13 protein-coding genes are annotated in these 15302 nt (G+C 75.1%); 1 reads left to right on the top strand and 12 read right to left on the bottom strand.

What is annotated here, in order from left to right; translation table 11 throughout:
• Positions 1-19: 19 nt before the first annotated feature.
• From fabG to ACWGB8_RS01240, 3 genes are all read right to left on the bottom strand, one after another.
• A complete protein-coding gene (gene fabG, locus ACWGB8_RS01250; RefSeq protein ID WP_452209002.1) occupies positions 20-778 on the bottom strand; it encodes a 3-oxoacyl-ACP reductase FabG in 759 nt (252 codons plus the stop codon).
• Positions 779-834: 56 nt separating this feature from the next.
• A complete protein-coding gene (locus ACWGB8_RS01245) occupies positions 835-2022 on the bottom strand; it encodes a thiolase family protein (protein ID WP_452209001.1) in 1188 nt (395 codons plus the stop codon).
• 179 nt (positions 2023-2201) lie between these two features.
• Positions 2202-3380: an acyl-CoA dehydrogenase family protein gene (locus tag ACWGB8_RS01240; RefSeq protein ID WP_452208999.1), complete on the bottom strand. Its 1179-nt coding sequence runs from the start codon at positions 3378-3380 to the stop codon at positions 2202-2204.
• A 275-nt stretch (positions 3381-3655) separates the two neighbouring features.
• Here ACWGB8_RS01240 and ACWGB8_RS01235 point away from each other — a divergent pair, with 275 nt between their 5' ends.
• A complete protein-coding gene (locus ACWGB8_RS01235; RefSeq protein ID WP_452208997.1) occupies positions 3656-4339 on the top strand; it encodes a TetR/AcrR family transcriptional regulator in 684 nt (227 codons plus the stop codon).
• On the opposite strand, the gene ACWGB8_RS01230 is transcribed toward ACWGB8_RS01235, so the two are convergent.
• From ACWGB8_RS01230 to ACWGB8_RS01190, 9 genes are all read right to left on the bottom strand, one after another.
• A complete protein-coding gene (locus tag ACWGB8_RS01230; RefSeq protein ID WP_452208994.1) occupies positions 4270-5505 on the bottom strand; it encodes a nitric oxide synthase oxygenase in 1236 nt (411 codons plus the stop codon). The genes ACWGB8_RS01235 and ACWGB8_RS01230 overlap by 70 nt on opposite strands.
• Before the next feature lie 135 nt (positions 5506-5640).
• Entirely contained in the window at positions 5641-7062 is a 1422-nt protein-coding gene (locus tag ACWGB8_RS01225; protein WP_452208992.1) for a sugar porter family MFS transporter, read from the bottom strand.
• A gap of 161 nt (positions 7063-7223) precedes the next feature.
• Positions 7224-8198, bottom strand: coding sequence for an L-histidine N(alpha)-methyltransferase (gene egtD / locus ACWGB8_RS01220; protein ID WP_452208990.1), 975 nt, complete (start codon positions 8196-8198; stop codon positions 7224-7226).
• Positions 8199-8241: 43 nt separating this feature from the next.
• Complete coding sequence (egtC, locus tag ACWGB8_RS01215; RefSeq protein WP_452208988.1) at positions 8242-8976, bottom strand: ergothioneine biosynthesis protein EgtC; 735 nt, start codon at positions 8974-8976, stop codon at positions 8242-8244.
• The gene (gene egtB, locus ACWGB8_RS01210) at positions 8976-10346 is read right to left on the bottom strand and encodes an ergothioneine biosynthesis protein EgtB (protein WP_452209065.1); all 1371 of its coding nucleotides are present in this window, start codon (positions 10344-10346) and stop codon (positions 8976-8978) included. The genes egtC and egtB overlap by 1 nt, the downstream gene beginning before the upstream one ends.
• The gene (gene egtA, locus ACWGB8_RS01205; RefSeq protein ID WP_452208986.1) at positions 10343-11716 is read right to left on the bottom strand and encodes an ergothioneine biosynthesis glutamate--cysteine ligase EgtA; all 1374 of its coding nucleotides are present in this window, start codon (positions 11714-11716) and stop codon (positions 10343-10345) included. Before egtA ends, egtB begins: the two co-directional genes overlap by 4 nt.
• Positions 11717-11807: 91 nt before the next feature.
• Positions 11808-12965, bottom strand: coding sequence for an aminotransferase class I/II-fold pyridoxal phosphate-dependent enzyme (locus ACWGB8_RS01200; protein WP_452208984.1), 1158 nt, complete (start codon positions 12963-12965; stop codon positions 11808-11810).
• A 10-nt stretch (positions 12966-12975) separates the two neighbouring features.
• On the bottom strand, positions 12976-13419 hold the full coding sequence (locus tag ACWGB8_RS01195) for an SRPBCC family protein (RefSeq protein WP_452208982.1): 444 nt from the start codon (positions 13417-13419) through the stop codon (positions 12976-12978).
• Between the two features lie 53 nt (positions 13420-13472).
• Entirely contained in the window at positions 13473-15254 is a 1782-nt protein-coding gene (locus tag ACWGB8_RS01190) for a glycoside hydrolase family 15 protein (protein WP_452208980.1), read from the bottom strand.
• Positions 15255-15302: the final 48 nt, after the last annotated feature.

The raw sequence follows: 15302 nt of genomic DNA, 5'->3' as shown, positions 1-15302 counted from the left end.
GCGCAGCTGCCGAAGGGCCCTACCGGGCGCCGCCGTTGACGTACAGGGTCTGGCCGCTGACGTAGGAGGCGTCCTCGCTGGCGAGGAAGGCGACCACAGCGGCGACCTCCTCGGGGAGGCCGACGCGGCGCAGCGGGGTGCGGGCGGCGACCTCGGCCTGGTGGTCCTCGGGGGCGGCGCCGACCCGCTGGGCGGTGGCGGCGGTCATCGCGGTGGCGATGTAGCCGGGGGCGACGGCGTTGACGTTGATGTTGAAGGGGCCGAGCTCGATCGCGAGGGTGGCGGTGAGGCCCTGGATGCCGGCCTTGGCGGCGGCGTAGTTGGCCTGGCCGCGGTTGCCGAGCGCGGAGCGGGAGCTGAGTGAGACGATCTTCCCGTAGTGCTGCTCGACCATGTACTTCTGGGCGACGTGGCTGCAGTTGTAGGCGCTGGTCAGGTTGACCGTGAGGACGGCGTCCCAGTCGGACTTGGGCATCTTGAAGAACAGGTTGTCCCGGGTGATGCCGGCGTTGTTGACCAGGATGTGCACGCCGCCGAAGTCGCCGGCGACCTGCGCGAAGACGGCCTCGACGGCGTCGTAGTCGGCCACGTCGCAGCCGTACGCGCGGGCGGTGCCGCCCTTGGCGGTGATCGCCTCGACGGTGGCGGCGGCGCGTTCGGCGGTGAGGTCGACGACGGCGACCGCGGCGCCCTCGGCGGCGAGCAGCTGCGCGGTGGCGGCACCGATGCCCTGGGCGGCGCCGGTGACGACGGCGACCTTGTCGGTGAAACGGGTCACGGGGAGCTCCTTGGGATGGACGGGGCGAACGGGGTGAACGGGGCGGGCGGGGCGGATCAGGCGGATTCGACGAGCACGGCGGTACCCTGGCCGACGCCCACGCACATGGTGGCGAGGCCGCGCCGGGCGCCGGTGCGGCGCATGCGGTGCAGCAGGGTGGTGAGGATGCGCGCACCGGAGCCGCCGAGCGGGTGGCCGAGCGCGATGGCGCCGCCGGAGGGGTTGACCAGCTCCGGGTCGAAGCCCAACTCGTCGACGCAGGCGAGCGCCTGGGCGGCGAACGCCTCGTTGAACTCGGCCTCCGCCACGTCGGCGACGCTCCAGCCGGCCCGGGCCAGCACCTTGCGGGTGGCCGGTACCGGGCCGAGGCCCATCACGTCGGGGTGGACCCCGGCGGAGGCACCGGCCACGTAGCGGCCCAGCGGCTGGAGTCCGAGGTCGTGCAGCGCCTCCTCGCCGACCAGCAGCAGTCCGGCCGCGCCGTCGTTCATCGGCGAGGCGTTGCCGGCGGTGACGGTGCCGCCCTCCCGGAAGACCGGCTTCAGCCGGGCGAGCTTCTCCGGGCTGGAGTCCTCGCGGATGCCCTCGTCGGCGGTGACGACGACGCCGTCGGGCCGTTCGACCGGGATCAGCTCGGCGTCGAAGTGCCCGTCCTTGCGGGCCGCGGCGGCGAGCCGGTGGCTGCGGAGGGCGAAGGCGTCCTGCCGTTCGCGGCCGATCCCGCGCCGGGCGGCGACCTCCTCGGCGGTCTCGCCCATGGAGAGGACGCCGTGCAGTTCGGCCATCCGGGGGTTGGTGAGGCGCCAGCCGAGCCGGGTGTCGTAGGTCTCGATGCGGTGCGGCAGGGCCTCGTCGGGGCGGGGGAGGACGAACGGCGCGCGGGTCATCGACTCGCAGCCGCCGGCCAGGACGACGTCGGCCTCGCCGGAGCCGATGGCGCGGGCGGCCAGGGTGACGGCCTCCAGGCCGGAGGCGCAGAGCCGGTTGACGGTGGCGCCGGGGACGCTGTCGGGCAGTCCGGCGAGCAGGACGGCCATCCGGGCGGCGTTGCGGTTGTCCTCGCCGGCCTGGTTGGCGGCGCCCCAGTAGACGTCGTCGATGCGGGCCGGGTCGAGGGCGGGGGCGTCGGCGAGCAGGGCGCGCAGGACGGTCGCCGAGAGGTCGTCCGGGCGGACGGTCGAGAGCGCGCCGCGCAGCCGGCCGATGGGTGTGCGGCGGGCGGCGGCGAAGTAGACAGGACGCACGTCGTCGGTCTCCTGATCGAATGGTCGGTCGGGTGGAACGGGCGAGCGGGGCCCGACCGGCCGAATGGGCCGAACCGGTCGGGCGGGGCGGGCACGGCGGACACGGACGGGACGGGACGGGTAGGGCCGGGGCGGGCAGGGCCGGCGGGTACCGGCCGGGGCAGCCGGGCGCGGGCGGCTCAGAAGGCGTTGACGCCGGTGAGCGCGCGCCCGATGAGCAGCTTGTGGATCTGGCTGGTGCCCTCGTACAGGGTCATCACCCGCGCGTCGCGCAGGTACTTCCCGACGGGGTACTCGTCGATGTAGCCGTACCCGCCGAAGACCTGGAGCGCGTTGTTGGCGGCCCGGACGGCGGCCTCGCTCGCGTAGAGCTTGGCGACGGAGGACTCGGTGGCGAACGGCAGGCCGCGGTCGATGAGGTCGGCGACCCGCCAGGTGAGCAGCCGGGCGGCGTCCGCGTCGACGGCGATGTCGGCGAGCAGCTCCTGCACCAGCTGGTGGGAGGCGATCGGGCGGCCGAACTGCTCGCGCTCGCCGGCGTACCGGACGGCGGCGTCCAGGCAGGCACGGGCGATGCCGACGCAGCCGGCGGCCACCGACATCCGGCCCTTGGCGAGGGCGGCCATGGCGACCGTGAAGCCCGTGCCCTCCTCGCCGAGCCGGGCCGCGTCGGGCACCCGGACGGCGTCGAGGACGAGTTCGGCGGTGGCCTGGCCGCGCAGGCCGAGCTTGCCGTGGATCTCGTTGCGGGTGAGGCCGGGCGCGTCGGTGGGCACCAGGAAGGCGGTGATGCCGCGGTGGCCGTCGCCACCGGTGCGGGCGAAGACCAGGGCGACGTCGGCCCAGGTGCCGTTGGTGATGAACATCTTGGTGCCGCTGATCAGCCAGTCTCCCCCACTCTTCGAGCGGGAGGTGCCCCCACGCCGCTCGCGCACCGCGCGGGTGGCGAGGTTGGCGGCGTCGGAGCCGGTGCCGGGCTCGGTGAGGGCGAAGCAGCCGAGGGCGGTGCCGGCGGTGAGCCGGGGCAGCCAGTACCGCTTCTGCTCCTCGTCGCCGTAGGCGTGGACGGATTTGGCGACCAGCCCGAGGGTGACCGAGACAATGCCGCGCACGGCCGAGTCGCCGCGTCCCAGCTCCTCCAGGACCAGGCAGTACGCGAGGTGGTCGCCGCCGCTGCCGCCGTACTCCTCGGGGAGGGTGAGGCCGAGGAAGCCCAGCTTGCCGAGCTCGCCGACGATCGCGCGGTCGACGGACTCGGCGCGGTCCCACGCGGCGGCGTGCGGGACGATCTCGCGGTCGGTGAACTCGGCGGCCAGTGCGCGGACGGCGGCCTGCTCCTCGGACAGTTCCAGGTTCATGGCGGCTGACACCTCGGCTCGGGGGCGCTGGCGGATAAACTAGCACTGCAAGTTTTACCCGGACTGTAGCCCCGCCCGCGGCGCGCTGGGAAGGGGCGCCTGCCAGAATGGGCGGCCGACCCCAGGCCCCGACCCCAGGCCCCGACCCCAGGCCCCGACCCCAGGCCCCCAGGCCCCGACCCCGTAACGACCCCGGCCCCCGACCCCCGACCCCGCAACGATCCCGATCCCGCTACGACCCCCGGCCCGACGACCCCGGCGAGGAACCCCACCCGATGGCCCGCCCCCGCACGCCCCTGCTCAGCCGTGAGCGCATCGTCGGCACCGCCCTGCGGATCGTCGACGCCGAGGGCCTGGCCGCGCTCTCCACCCGCCGGCTGGCCACCGAGCTGTCGGTCAGCGGCCCCTCGCTCTACAACCACTTCGCCACCAAGGACGACCTGCTCGACGCCGTCGTCGACAGCGTCATCGGCGAGGTGGACCTCACGATGTTCCGCGACCCCGACGGCTGGCAGGAGCCGCTGCGCGCCTGGGCCCGCTCCTACCGCGCCGCACTGGCGGCGCACCCCAACATCGTCCCGGTGCTCGCCCAGGGGCCGGGCCGCCGGCCCAACGCGCTGCGCCTGGCCGACGCGGTCTTCGGCTGCCTGGTCGACGCCGGCTGGCCGCGCGGGCAGGCCACCCGGATCGGCGCGCTGATGCGGTACTTCGTCACCGGTTCGGCGCTGGGCTCCTTCGCGGCGGGCTTCCCCGCGGACGCCGGGGTGTACGACGCGGCCGACTACCCGCACCTGGGCGAGGCGCACCGGCTGGCGGGGCACCGGGAGGCGGTCGACGAGGGCGCGTTCGAGACCGGGCTGGACGCGCTCCTCGCCGGGCTGGGCCTGGGCTACCCGGCGGCCGTCCAGGGCTCGCGGGTGACGAAGGCGGGCCGCAGCGAGGGGTCCACCGGGTCGTAGTAGCGGTGGTAGACGGGGGTCAGCCCGCCCGACACCGGCGGCACGATCCAGCTCCAGTCGGCGGGGGTCGGCCGGCCCAGCCGCCGCTCCTGGGCGACGTGCTTGAGGAAGCGCTCCGACTCGGTGTGGTGGTCGGCGATGGTCACCCCGGCCTCCTGGAAGGAGTGCAGCACCGCGACGTTGAGCTCCACCAGGGCGCGGTCGCGCCAGAGCGTGCGGTCGCTGGAGGTGTCCAGGCCGAGCCGGCCGGCGACGGTGCCGAGCATGTCGTACCGGTCGGCGTCGGTGAGGTTGCGGGCGCCGATCTCGGTGCCCATGTACCAGCCGTTGAACGGCGCGGCCGGGTAGCGCACCCCGCCGATCTCCAGGGTCATGTCGCTGATGGCGGGCACCGCGTACCAGCGCAGCCCCAGCTCGGCGAACCAGCGGTGCTCGGGGTGGCTGAGCGGCACCTCCAGCGTGGTGTCGTCCGGCAGGCCGTAGCAGGCGGGCTGCTCACCGGCCCGTTCGGCGATCAGCAGCGGCAGCACCTCGAAGCGCTCCTCGCCGCCCTTCCAGCCGAGTTCGCGGGCGCGGGCGGCGAGCGCGGCGCCGGCCGGGTCGCCGGTCCAGCCGCCGTCCTCGGCGGGGTGGCCGGCGTAGCGGACCAGCTGCTGGTTGAGGATCCGCGGTCCCGGCCGGCCGGGGCGGTCGGGGGCGAACACCGAGACCATTGGGCGGATCCGGCCGCCGTTGGAGGCCAGCCGCAGGTGCTCGAAGCACTCCTCGGCGAGGTCGTCCGCGGCGGAGAGGTGCCGCAGGTCGCGCACCACCAGGCTGCGCCAGTACAGCCGGCCGATGCAGCGGGCGGCGTTGCGCCAGGCCAGCCGGGCGCCGTACGCCAGCTCGGCGGGTGTGTGGGTGTAGGTGCCGGTGCGCGCGATCTCCTCGGCCACCGCGCGCAGCCGTTCGGCCGGGTCGCCGGCGGCGGGCTGCTCGCGGTGGAACTGGTGGACGAACGCGGTGGCCTCGGCGGGGTCGGTGAAGGCGTGCGCCGGGGGTGCGGGCCGCGGGGCGGGGCCGGGCCGGGGCGCGCTCCCCGGGGCCGGGTGGTGGTGCGCGTACGGGCAGCCGCCGGGTGCGGCCGCGGGTCTGCGGGTGCGGAGCCGGTTGAAGATCAAGGACACATCCCTCCTGGCGACCAGGAGTACCGGATGCGCCGGGGCGGCCGCAGGGAGTGAACGATTCGGCCCCCGCACCCGGGCGAATCGCGTAGGGTGCGGGGGCCGGTGGCCGTGCCGCGGGGCGGGTAGGGCCCGGGGTCAGCCCATGTCCTCCAGGCGCACGCCCTTGGTCTCCTTGAGGAACCGCGCCACGAAGGCGAAGGAGAGCGCGGCGAACACCGCGTAGGCGAGGTAGGTCGCGGAGAGGTTCCAGTCGGCGAGCGACGGGAACGACACGGTGATCGCCCAGTTCGCGATCCACTGCACGGAGGCGGCCACCGAGAGCGCGGCGGCGCGGATCCGGTTGGGGAACATCTCGCCGAGCATCACCCAGACGACCACGCCCCAGGACATCGCGAAGAACAGCACGAAGGCGTTGGCCGCGACCAGCGCCACGGTGCCCTGGAGGTCGGGCAGGGTGACCTGGTCGCCGCTGCCGGTGGCCGAGGAGAACGCCCAGGCGCAGGCGCCGAGCGCCACCGCCATGCCCGCCGAGCCGACCAGGGCGAGCGGCTTGCGGCCGACCCGGTCGACCAGCAGGATCGCGACCACGGTGCCGAGGATGTTGATGACCGAGCCGATGAAGCTGATCAGCAGCGAGTCGGAGGTGTCGATGCCGACCGACTGCCAGAGGATCGACGAGTAGTAGAAGATCACGTTGATGCCGACGAGCTGCTGGAACACCGACAGTCCGATGCCGGCCCAGACGATCGGCAGCAGGCCGAAGCGCCCGCCGAGCAGGTCGCGGAAGCGCGGGCGGTGGTCGGTGTCGATCAGGCCGCGGATCTCGGCGATCCGCGCCTCGGTGTCCACCGCGGCGCCCTCGACCTCGGCGAGCACGGTGCGGGCCTCGTCCAGCCGGCCGGCCGAGATGAGGAAGCGCGGGGACTCGGGGATCAGGGAGGCGAGGACGAAGTAGACCGCGGCCGGCAGGACGCAGGCCCCGAGCATCCACTGCCAGGCCTCCAGGCCCAGCAGTTCGCCGCGGGTGTCGCCGCCGGCGGACTCCGCCAGCATCCAGTTGACCAGCTGGGATATCGCGATGCCGAGGACGATCGCGGCCTGCTGGAAGGAGGCCAGCCGGCCCCGGTACTTCGTCGGCGCCACCTCGGCGATGTAGGTCGGGGCGATCACCGAGGCGATGCCGATCGCCGCCCCGCCCAGGACCCGCCAGAAGGCGAGGTCCCAGGCGGAGAACGGCAGCATCGAGCCGATCGAGCTGACGGCGAACAGCAGCGCGCCCGCCTTCATCACCCGGATCCGGCCGTGCCGGTCGGCGAACCGCCCGGCCAGGGCGGCGCCGAGGGCCGAGCCCAGCAGCGCCGAGGAGACGATCAGCCCGGTGACGCCGTCGCCGACCCCGAAGCGCTCCTGGATGCCGGAGACGGCGCCGTTGATGACGGAGCTGTCGTAGCCGAACAGGAACCCCCCGAGGGCCGCGGCGGCGGTGATGAAGACGACGAAGCCGAGGCGGTCCGCGGTGCCGGCCGCTTCCCCCGGGCGCTGCTGGGTGACGCTCACGATCTTGACTCCTGGTACTCAACGCTGAGCTGGTCGCCGAGATCGTAACCCGTCAATGTTCAAGAGTTGTACATGGGATGGGCGCTATGTCGTGAAGAGATTTCGTAAGGTGAATGATCAAACCTCTTCGCAGCGTACAGCTGCCCCCGGACCGCGGCGGCTCACCCGGCCGCGGTGGCGAGCGAGAGGCCGAACCGGCCCGCCTCGTCGGTCCACCAGTGGTCCAGTCGCAGCCCGGCCGCCGCCAGCTCCTGCGCCACCCGCTCCCGGCGGAACTTGGCCGACACCTCGGTGCGCATCTCCTCGCCCGCGTCGAAGTGCACCGGGAGGTCCAGCGCCGGGATCTTGACGGTCTGCGCGCGCAGCGAGCGCAGCCGCATCTCGATCCACTCCTGCTCCGCGTCCCAGACCGCGACGTGCTGGAACATCGCCGGGTCGAAGTCGGCGGCCAGCTCCCGGTTCAGCACGTCGAGCACGTTCTTGTTGAACTCGGCGGTCACCCCGGCCGCGTCGTCGTACGCGGCGACCAGCACCGCCGGGTCCTTGACCAGGTCGGTGCCGAGCAGCAGCGAGTCGCCGGGCGCCAGGGCGCCGCGCAGCCCGCGCAGGAAGGCGGCCCGCTCGGCGGGCAGCAGGTTGCCCAGGGTGCCGCCGAGGAAGGCGACCACCCGGGGGCCGTCGGCGTCCGGCAGCTCCAGGCCCGCGGTGAAGTCGGCGAGCAGGGCGTGCACGGCCAGGCCCGGGTACTCGGCGGCCACCGCCTTGCCGGCCCCGGCCAGGGCGCTCTCGCTGACGTCCACCGGCACGTACGCGGCGAGCGTGCCGAGGTCGCGCAGGGCGTCCAGCAGCAGCCTGGTCTTCTCGGAGGAGCCGGAGCCCAGTTCGACCAGGGTGCGGGCCCGGGTGGCGGCGGCGATCTCCCCGGCCCGGGCGGTGAGGATCTCGCGCTCGGCACGGGTCGGGTAGTACTCGGGCAGCCGGGTGATCTCCTCGAACAGCTCGCTGCCCCGGGCGTCGTAGAACCACTTGGGGGGCAGTGCCTTCGGATCGGAGGTGAGACCGTGCTGCACGTCGTGGCGCAAGGCGTCGCTGAAGTGGTCGGCGGGCAGCAGCCGGGTCAGGTCGAATGTGCTCATGACGGACTCGTCCTCATTTCAAGGGTTGAAAGGAAGGGGCGGTTCAGAGCGGACGGACGGCGAGGCCCTCGGCGGTCGCCAGCAGCACCGAGCGGTCCGGGACTGCGGTCCAGGACGGATCGTCGTCGGAGGGCTCCGAGGCGACCAGCGACCCTCCGGGCAGCCGTCGGTGGTGCAGGGTGTCGCCCCACGTGGTCGCGGCGATCGCGCGGCCGTCGGTGAGCAGCAGGTTGAGCCGGGCCTCGGTGTGCTCGGCCACGTCGGCGACGGTGCCCGCCAGCGCCTCGTCGAGCGGGGCGCCGGCCCGCAGCCGGTGCAGGACCAGGGCCCAGATCAGCGCGGAGTCGCTGCGGGCCTCCAGCGCGAGCAGTTCGGCCGGCGGCAGCAGACCGGCGAGCGCGTCCAGCTTGTCCGGCCAGCCGGCCATCGCGCCGTTGTGGCTGAACAGCCAGGGCCCGGCCGCGAACGGGGCCGCCGCGGCCTCGCCGGCCGCGCAGCCGTCGGTGGCCGAGCGGACGGCGGCGAGCAGCGTGCGGGTGCGCAGCACCCGGGCCAGGTCGGCGAAGCCGGCGTCGGCCCAGATCGGCCCGGCCCGCCGGTAGCGCGCGGGGACTTCGTCGCCGTCCGCGTACCAGCCGAGGCCGAAGCCGTCGACGTTCACCGTGCCGTAGCGCTGCGCCCGCGGTGCCCAGGACTGCCGGTACAGCCCGGACTCCGGGGCGACCAGCAGCTCCCGGGGCGCCACCGGCTCCCCGGTGTAGGCGAGGTGGCGGCACATCAGGCACGCTCCCGGGGTTCGGGCTCGGCGCTGCGGGCGGTCCGGAAGCCGGAGAAGATCTGCCGGCGCACCGGGTAGTCCCAGTTGCGGAAGGTGCCCCGGCAGGCGACCGGCGCCACCGCGAAGCAGCCGCCGCGCAGCACCTTGTACTCGGGCCCGAAGAACACCTCCGAGTACTCCCGGTACGGCCAGGCCCGGAAGCCCGGGTAGCCGGTGAAGTCGCTGGCCGTCCACTCCCAGACGTCGCCCATCAACTGCCGCGCCCCGTACGGGGACCGGCCCTCGGGGTAGCTGCCGACCGGCGCCGGGCGCAGGTGCCGCTGGCCGAGGTTGGCGTGCTCGGTGGCGGGGGCGCCGTCGCCCCACGGGTAGCGGCGCGAGCGGTCGGTGGCGGGGTCGTGCCGGGCGGCCTTCTCCCACTCCGCCTCGGTGGGCAGCCGGCGCCCGGCCCAGCGGGCGTACGCGTCGGCCTCGTACCAGCTGACGTGCAGGACCGGCTCGTCCAGCGGCACCGGTTCGGTGACGCCGAAGCGCCGGCGCAGCCAGTGCCCGCCGTCCCGGTGCCAGAACAGCGGTGCGGTCAGGCCGGCCCGCTGCCGGTGCGTCCAGCCGTCGGCGCTCCACCAGCGCGGGTCGTCGTAGCCGCCGTCGCCGATGAACTCCAGGTAGGCGGCGTTCGACACGGGGGTGGTGTCCAGCCAGTACGCGGGCAGGTCCACCCGGTGGGCGGGGCGCTCGTTGTCCAGGGCCCAGGGCTCGGTGTCGGTGCCCATGGTGAACGGGCCGGCCGGGACGAGCACCTCGGCGGGCAGGCCGGCGGCGTCCGCGGGGGCGGGCGGCGGCGGGGGAGCGGCCAGGGCGGGTTCGCCGGCCCGCAGCTGGTGGGTGATCAGCATCGTCTCGTCGTGCTGCTGCTCGTGCTGGGCGACCATGCCGAAGGCGAAGCCGGAGTCGAGCAGCGGGGCGCCCTCCAGCGGACTGGTCGCGAGCAGGTCCAGCACCCGGCCGCGGACGTCGCCGGCGTAGCCGCGGGCCTCGGCGGGCGGCAGCAGCGGCAGGCTGGGGCGCTCGGCGCGGGGGTGCTCGAAGGCGTCGTAGAGCGGGTCGATCTCGGGGTGCAGGGGGTCGCGCCCGCCGACGTTGCGCAGCAGCCAGAGCTCCTCCTGGTTGCCGATGTGCGCGAGGTCCCAGACCAGGGGGGACATCAGCGGCGAGTGCTGGGCGGTGAGGTCGTGGTCGTCCACGCAGTCGGTGAGCGCGGCGGTGCGGGCCCGGGCGGCCAGCAGTTCGGTCGCGATGGCCTCGCGCAGCTGCTCCAGCGACGCGGCCCCGCCGAGGGGCGCCGGTGCGGGGGAAGGGGCGTCGTTCAGCACGGTGCGGCCTCCGGAGGAGTGCGTCGGGTGCCGGAGCGGTGGGCGTCCAGCTGGTCGTCGGCCGGGCAGCGGCCGCGGGCCGGGTAGCGTTCGGCGAACTCGGCGACGGTGGCGCGCAGGCCCTCCGCGCCGGGCAGCCGGCCGAGTGCGTCGTCGGCGGCGGCGAAGCAGGCCAGGACGGCGCGGCGCAGCTCGGGGTCGGCCGTGGCGAGGCCGGCGGCGCGGCGCCAGCTGTCGGTGCGCGGGGCCCGGTCGCGGCTGGCCGCGTCGTCGGCGGCCGCCAGCGGTTCGAGGGCGGCGAGTGCGGTGTCGGCGGCGACCGGGTCGTCCAGCAGCGCGGTGGTCAGGGCGGCCGGGACGATCCAGCCGTCGCCGGGCTGGGCGTCGATCATGCGCAGCTCCAGGTGGCCGCGCGGGCGCACCGGCGGGAAGAGCGTGGTGCGGTGGTAGTCGAGGTCCGCCAGGGTGGGGCGCCGGTCGCCGGCGCCGCGCAGCCAGTCGCGGAAGGTGAGGCCGGCCGGGGCGCTCCAGGCCCGGGTGTCGGTGCGGCGGATGCAGAGCACCTCGGCGTCCAGGACGTACCGGGCCCAGGCCTCGCGCGGGTCCCCGTGGTCGGGGTCGGGGGCCAGGGTGCGGCTCGGGTCCATCCGCGACCAGACGGTCTGCCGGGTGGACCGGTACCCGGTGGGACGGCCGTCCAGCAGTGGGGAGTTGGCGAAGGCGGCGACCAGCACGGGGCCGAGCAGGTGGGTCAGCCGCCAGCGGCGGGCCAGGGCGTGCGGTCCGCTCTCCGCGCCGGCGTCCAGGCAGACCTGGACGGACGCGGTGCCGGTCATCATGATGCGGCCCCAGGGCCCGCCGGAGTTGAAGAAACGTTCCATCGCCAGATAGCGCGGGTGGTCGGTGAGCATCCGACGGGGTCTGGCGAGGGGGTCCGTCCCGGTGCCGGTGAGCCGCAGGCCCTGCGCCGAGAAGGCGGTCCGCAGGGCGGCGAGGTCGCGCCGGGTGGCGTCGATGCAGCCGGTGAGGCTGCCGGCGGGCGGGGAGCTGAGCTCGACCTGTCCGCCGGGTTCGAGAGTGAGGAGCGATCCGGAGGGGAGGGCCCCGGTGGGGCTGTCCGCGGTCAGTAAATCCACTGCGGCGCGGATGCGGCGGGAGTCCACCGGGTCGGTGGGACATCGGTCGTCGTGGGCGAACCACTCGACCTCGACGCCCACCAGCCGGGGCGGCCCGACCTTGAAGCAGACCCCGTGCACATGGCTCAGCGCGGCGGCCTCGGTCAGCGGTTCCACGTCCTGCGGCACCGCGGCGGGGGGAGGCCCCGCGCTCTGCCGGTCGATCGGGCTGGTCGGTCGTACGGGTATCACCGGACTCTCCATCCTCGGGATCACGTGTGCGGCCCGGTCTACCCTGCCCAGTCTGCTACGGACCATGCACGGGCGCTTCGCAAACACTTGGTCAACCCTCGTCCGTGCAGGTCAGGGGTGCTCCGAGGGTCGCCAGGCGGTCGACGACGGTGTCCAGCAGGGGGGTCGGGAGGGCGTAGTTCAGCCGCAGCGAACCCGTTCCGCCGGGCCCGAATCCGGCCCCGTCGGCGGTCTCCAGACCGCACCGCTCCAGCAGTGCGGCGCGGGCCGATCCCGGAGGCAGGCCGAGGACGGCGGCGTCCAGCCAGAGCAGGTACGAGGACTGCGGGCGGGAGCGGACGGCGGGGCCGAGCAGCCCGGTCAGCCGGTCCCGGGCGGCGGCGAGGTGGCGCAGCAGGGCGTCCAGCCAGGGGCCGCCGGAGCCGAGCGCGGCGCCCTGGACGGCCTGCTCCAGCAGTCCGCCCTCCCAGAGGCCGTAGCCGGCCATCAGGGCGGTCAGCCGGGTGCGCAGCCCGGCGTCGGGGACGAGCGCGAAGCAGCTGGGGATGCCCGAGGTGTTGAAGGTCTTGCCGACCGAGTTGAGGGTCACGGTGTGCGCGGCGAGGCCGTCGGCGACGGCCACCGCGACCGGGTGCCGGTGGCCCGGATGGGTGAGGTCGCCGTGCACCTCGTCGGAGAGCAGCACGCCGCCGGCCGCGGCGGCGGTCGCGGCGAGGGAGCGGACCTCCCCGGCCGTCCAGACCCGACCGGAGGGGTTGTGCGGGTTGCTGAGCAGCACGGCCCCGGGCCGGTGCCGGGCGAAGGCGTCCAGTGGCAGCCGGTAGCCCTCGCCGTCGGTGTCCAGCGGCAGCGCCCGGTGCGGCAGCCGGGCGGCCCGGCAGAGCTCGGCGAAGCCGCCCCAGTCCGGGGTGGGGAAGAGCACCTCGCCCGCCGGGGCGAGCGCCTCCAGGAGCAGCCGGAGCGCGGTGCGCGGGCCGAACGGCAGCAGCAGCACCCACGCCGGGTCGACCGCCGCGGCGTGCCGCCGCCGGTACCAGTCGGCGACCAGCTCCCGCCCGGCCGGGTCGCAGACCGTGTACCCGTAGGCGCGGTGGGCGGCGCGGGCGGCCAGCGCCGCGGCGACGGCGGGCGGGGCGGGCAGGTCCATGTCGGCCAGGCCGAGCGCGATCGCGCCGGTGCGGCCGCCGGTGCGGGCCCATTTGCTGCTGCCGGTGCCGGAGCGGTCGAAGGCGGTGGCGAAGTCGGTCATGCCGGTGCGCCTACCCGGCGAGGAGGCTGCTCAGCCCGCGCCGGCCCCGGTGCATCATCAGCCCGTGGTTGGCCCGGAAGACCGGGCGGGCGGGCAGCGCCAGGCGGCGCAGCAGCGGCTTGCCGGGCCGGCAGTCCTCCTCGAACAGGGCGCGGCTGCCGGTGCCGTCCGCGCCGACCGTCCAGCGGCACCAGCCGACCAGGTCGCCGTGCAGTTCGGCCTCCAGCACCCCGGCGGCCGGGTCGCGGCGGACGGCGTGCAGGGTGAGCAGGAGCCGGTACGGCAGCAGCGCGCGGACCACCACCTGGGCGGAGTCCTCGCCGGTCCGGCGGACGCTGCGGATCTCCGGCCACCAGCGCGGGTACTCGGAGAGGTCGGCGAGCGCGGCGCAGACGGCCTCGGGCGGGGCGGCCAGCCGCCAGACGCTGCGGAAGCGGTAGTGGTTGGGGTCCACCCGCCCGAGGGTAGGGCCGGGGCGGCGCCCCGTCAGGAGGGCCGGGAGCGGCCTCACGCGGGTTCGGCCAGGTCGAAGGCGGTGTTGACCAGGGCGACGTGGCTGAACGCCTGCGGGGTGTTGCCGAGCTGGCGGCGGGCGCGCGGGTCCCACTGCTCGGAGAGCAGCCCGAGGTCGTTGGCGAGTGCGACCACCCGGGCGAACAGTTCCCGGGCCTCGGCGGCCCGGCCGGTCGCGGCGAGCGCGTCGGCCAGCCAGAAGGAGCAGGCGAGGAAGGCGCCCTCGCCGCCGGGCAGCCCGTCGGCGCCGTCCCGGACGGCGTAGCGGCGGACCAGCCCGCCGTGGTCGAGGCCGTCGCGCACGGCGTCCACGGTGCGCACCACCCGGGGGTCGTCGGGCGGCAGGAAGCCGCTCTTGACCACGAACAGGGTGGCCGCGTCGAGGCCGTGCCCACCGTAGTGCTGGACGAAGACACCGCGCCGCCGGTCGTAGCCGTTCGCGCAGACGTCGGCGTGCACGGCGTCGCGCATCCCGCGCCACCGCTCGACGGGTGCGGGCAGGCCGGTGGCCTCGGCGAGGCGGACGGCCCGGTCGGCGGCCACCCAGGCCATCACCTTGGAGTGGACGAAGTGCCGGCGCCCGCCGCGCACCTCCCACAGCCCCTCGTCGGGCTCGCGCCAGTGCCCTTCCAGGTACTCCATCAGGGTGCGCAGCAGGCTCCAGACGTGGCGCTCCATCGGGATGCCGGCCAGGAAGGCCAGGTGCAGGGTGTCGACGACCTCGCCGTACACGTCGAGCTGGAGCTGGTCGACGGCGGCGTTGCCGAAGCGGACCGGGCGGGAGTCCTCGTAGCCGGGCAGCCAGTCGGCGGTGGTCTCGACGAGCACCCGCTCGCCCGCCACGCCGTACACGGTCTGCAGGTCGCCGGGGTCGCCGGCGATGGCGCGCAGCAGCCAGTGGCGCCAGGCCGCGGCCTCCTCGCGGAAGCCGCCGCGTAACAGGGCGGAGAGGGTCATCGAGGAGTCGCGCAGCCAGCAGAAGCGGTAGTCCCAGTTGCGCAGGCCGCCGATGCCCTCGGGCAGCGAGGCGGTGGGGGCGGCGACGATGCCGCCGGTGGGGGCGTAGGCGAGCGCCTTGAGGGTGATCAGCGAGCGCAGGACGGCGTCGCGCCACTGCCCGCGGTAGCGGCAGCCGGCCGCCCAGCCCTGCCACTCGTCGACGGTGTCGGCCAGGTCGCGCTCGGGGTCGGTGCGCTGGACGGCCGACAGGTGGGAGGGCTGCCAGGTGAGGACGAACGGGATGCGCCGGCCCGCGGTGACGGTGAAGTCGGAGGCGGTGACCCCGTCGACGCCGTAGGTGTGGACGCCGGGCGGCACCCGCAGCCAGGCGGCGTCGGGCCCGGCGACGGCGACCCGGTGGCGGCCGGTGCGGCGCACCCAGGGCTCGATCCGGCCGTAGTTGAAGCGCAGGCGCAGTTCGCCGCGCATCGGGACCTCGCCGGCCAGGCCCTCGACGATCCGGATCAGCTGGGGCGCGCGCCGGCCGCCGGCGCCGCGCCGGGGCATGAAGTCGGTGATCCGGACCGAGCCGGTGGGGGTGTGCCACTCGCTCGCCAGGACGAGGCTGTCGCCCCGGTAGCTGCGGGAGGTGCAGTCGCCGGCGCCGGCGGGGGCGATCCGCCAGGCGCCGTGGCGCTGGTCGCCGAGCATTCCGGCGAAGCAGCTGGGGGAGTCGAAGCGGGGCAGGCAGAGCCAGTCGACAGACCCGTCCCGGCCCACCAGGGCAGCGGTCTGCAGGTCGCCGATCAGGGCGTAGTCCTCGATGCGTCCGGCCATCGGGTCCATTCTCGGGCCTGTGCGCCCGGTCGGCAGGACGGGAGAACT

The sequence above is a fragment of the Kitasatospora sp. NPDC054939 genome (genome assembly GCF_053610105.1).
Note: the sequence above shows the minus strand (reverse complement) of the source record. Positions and strands in the feature narration are given on the sequence as shown.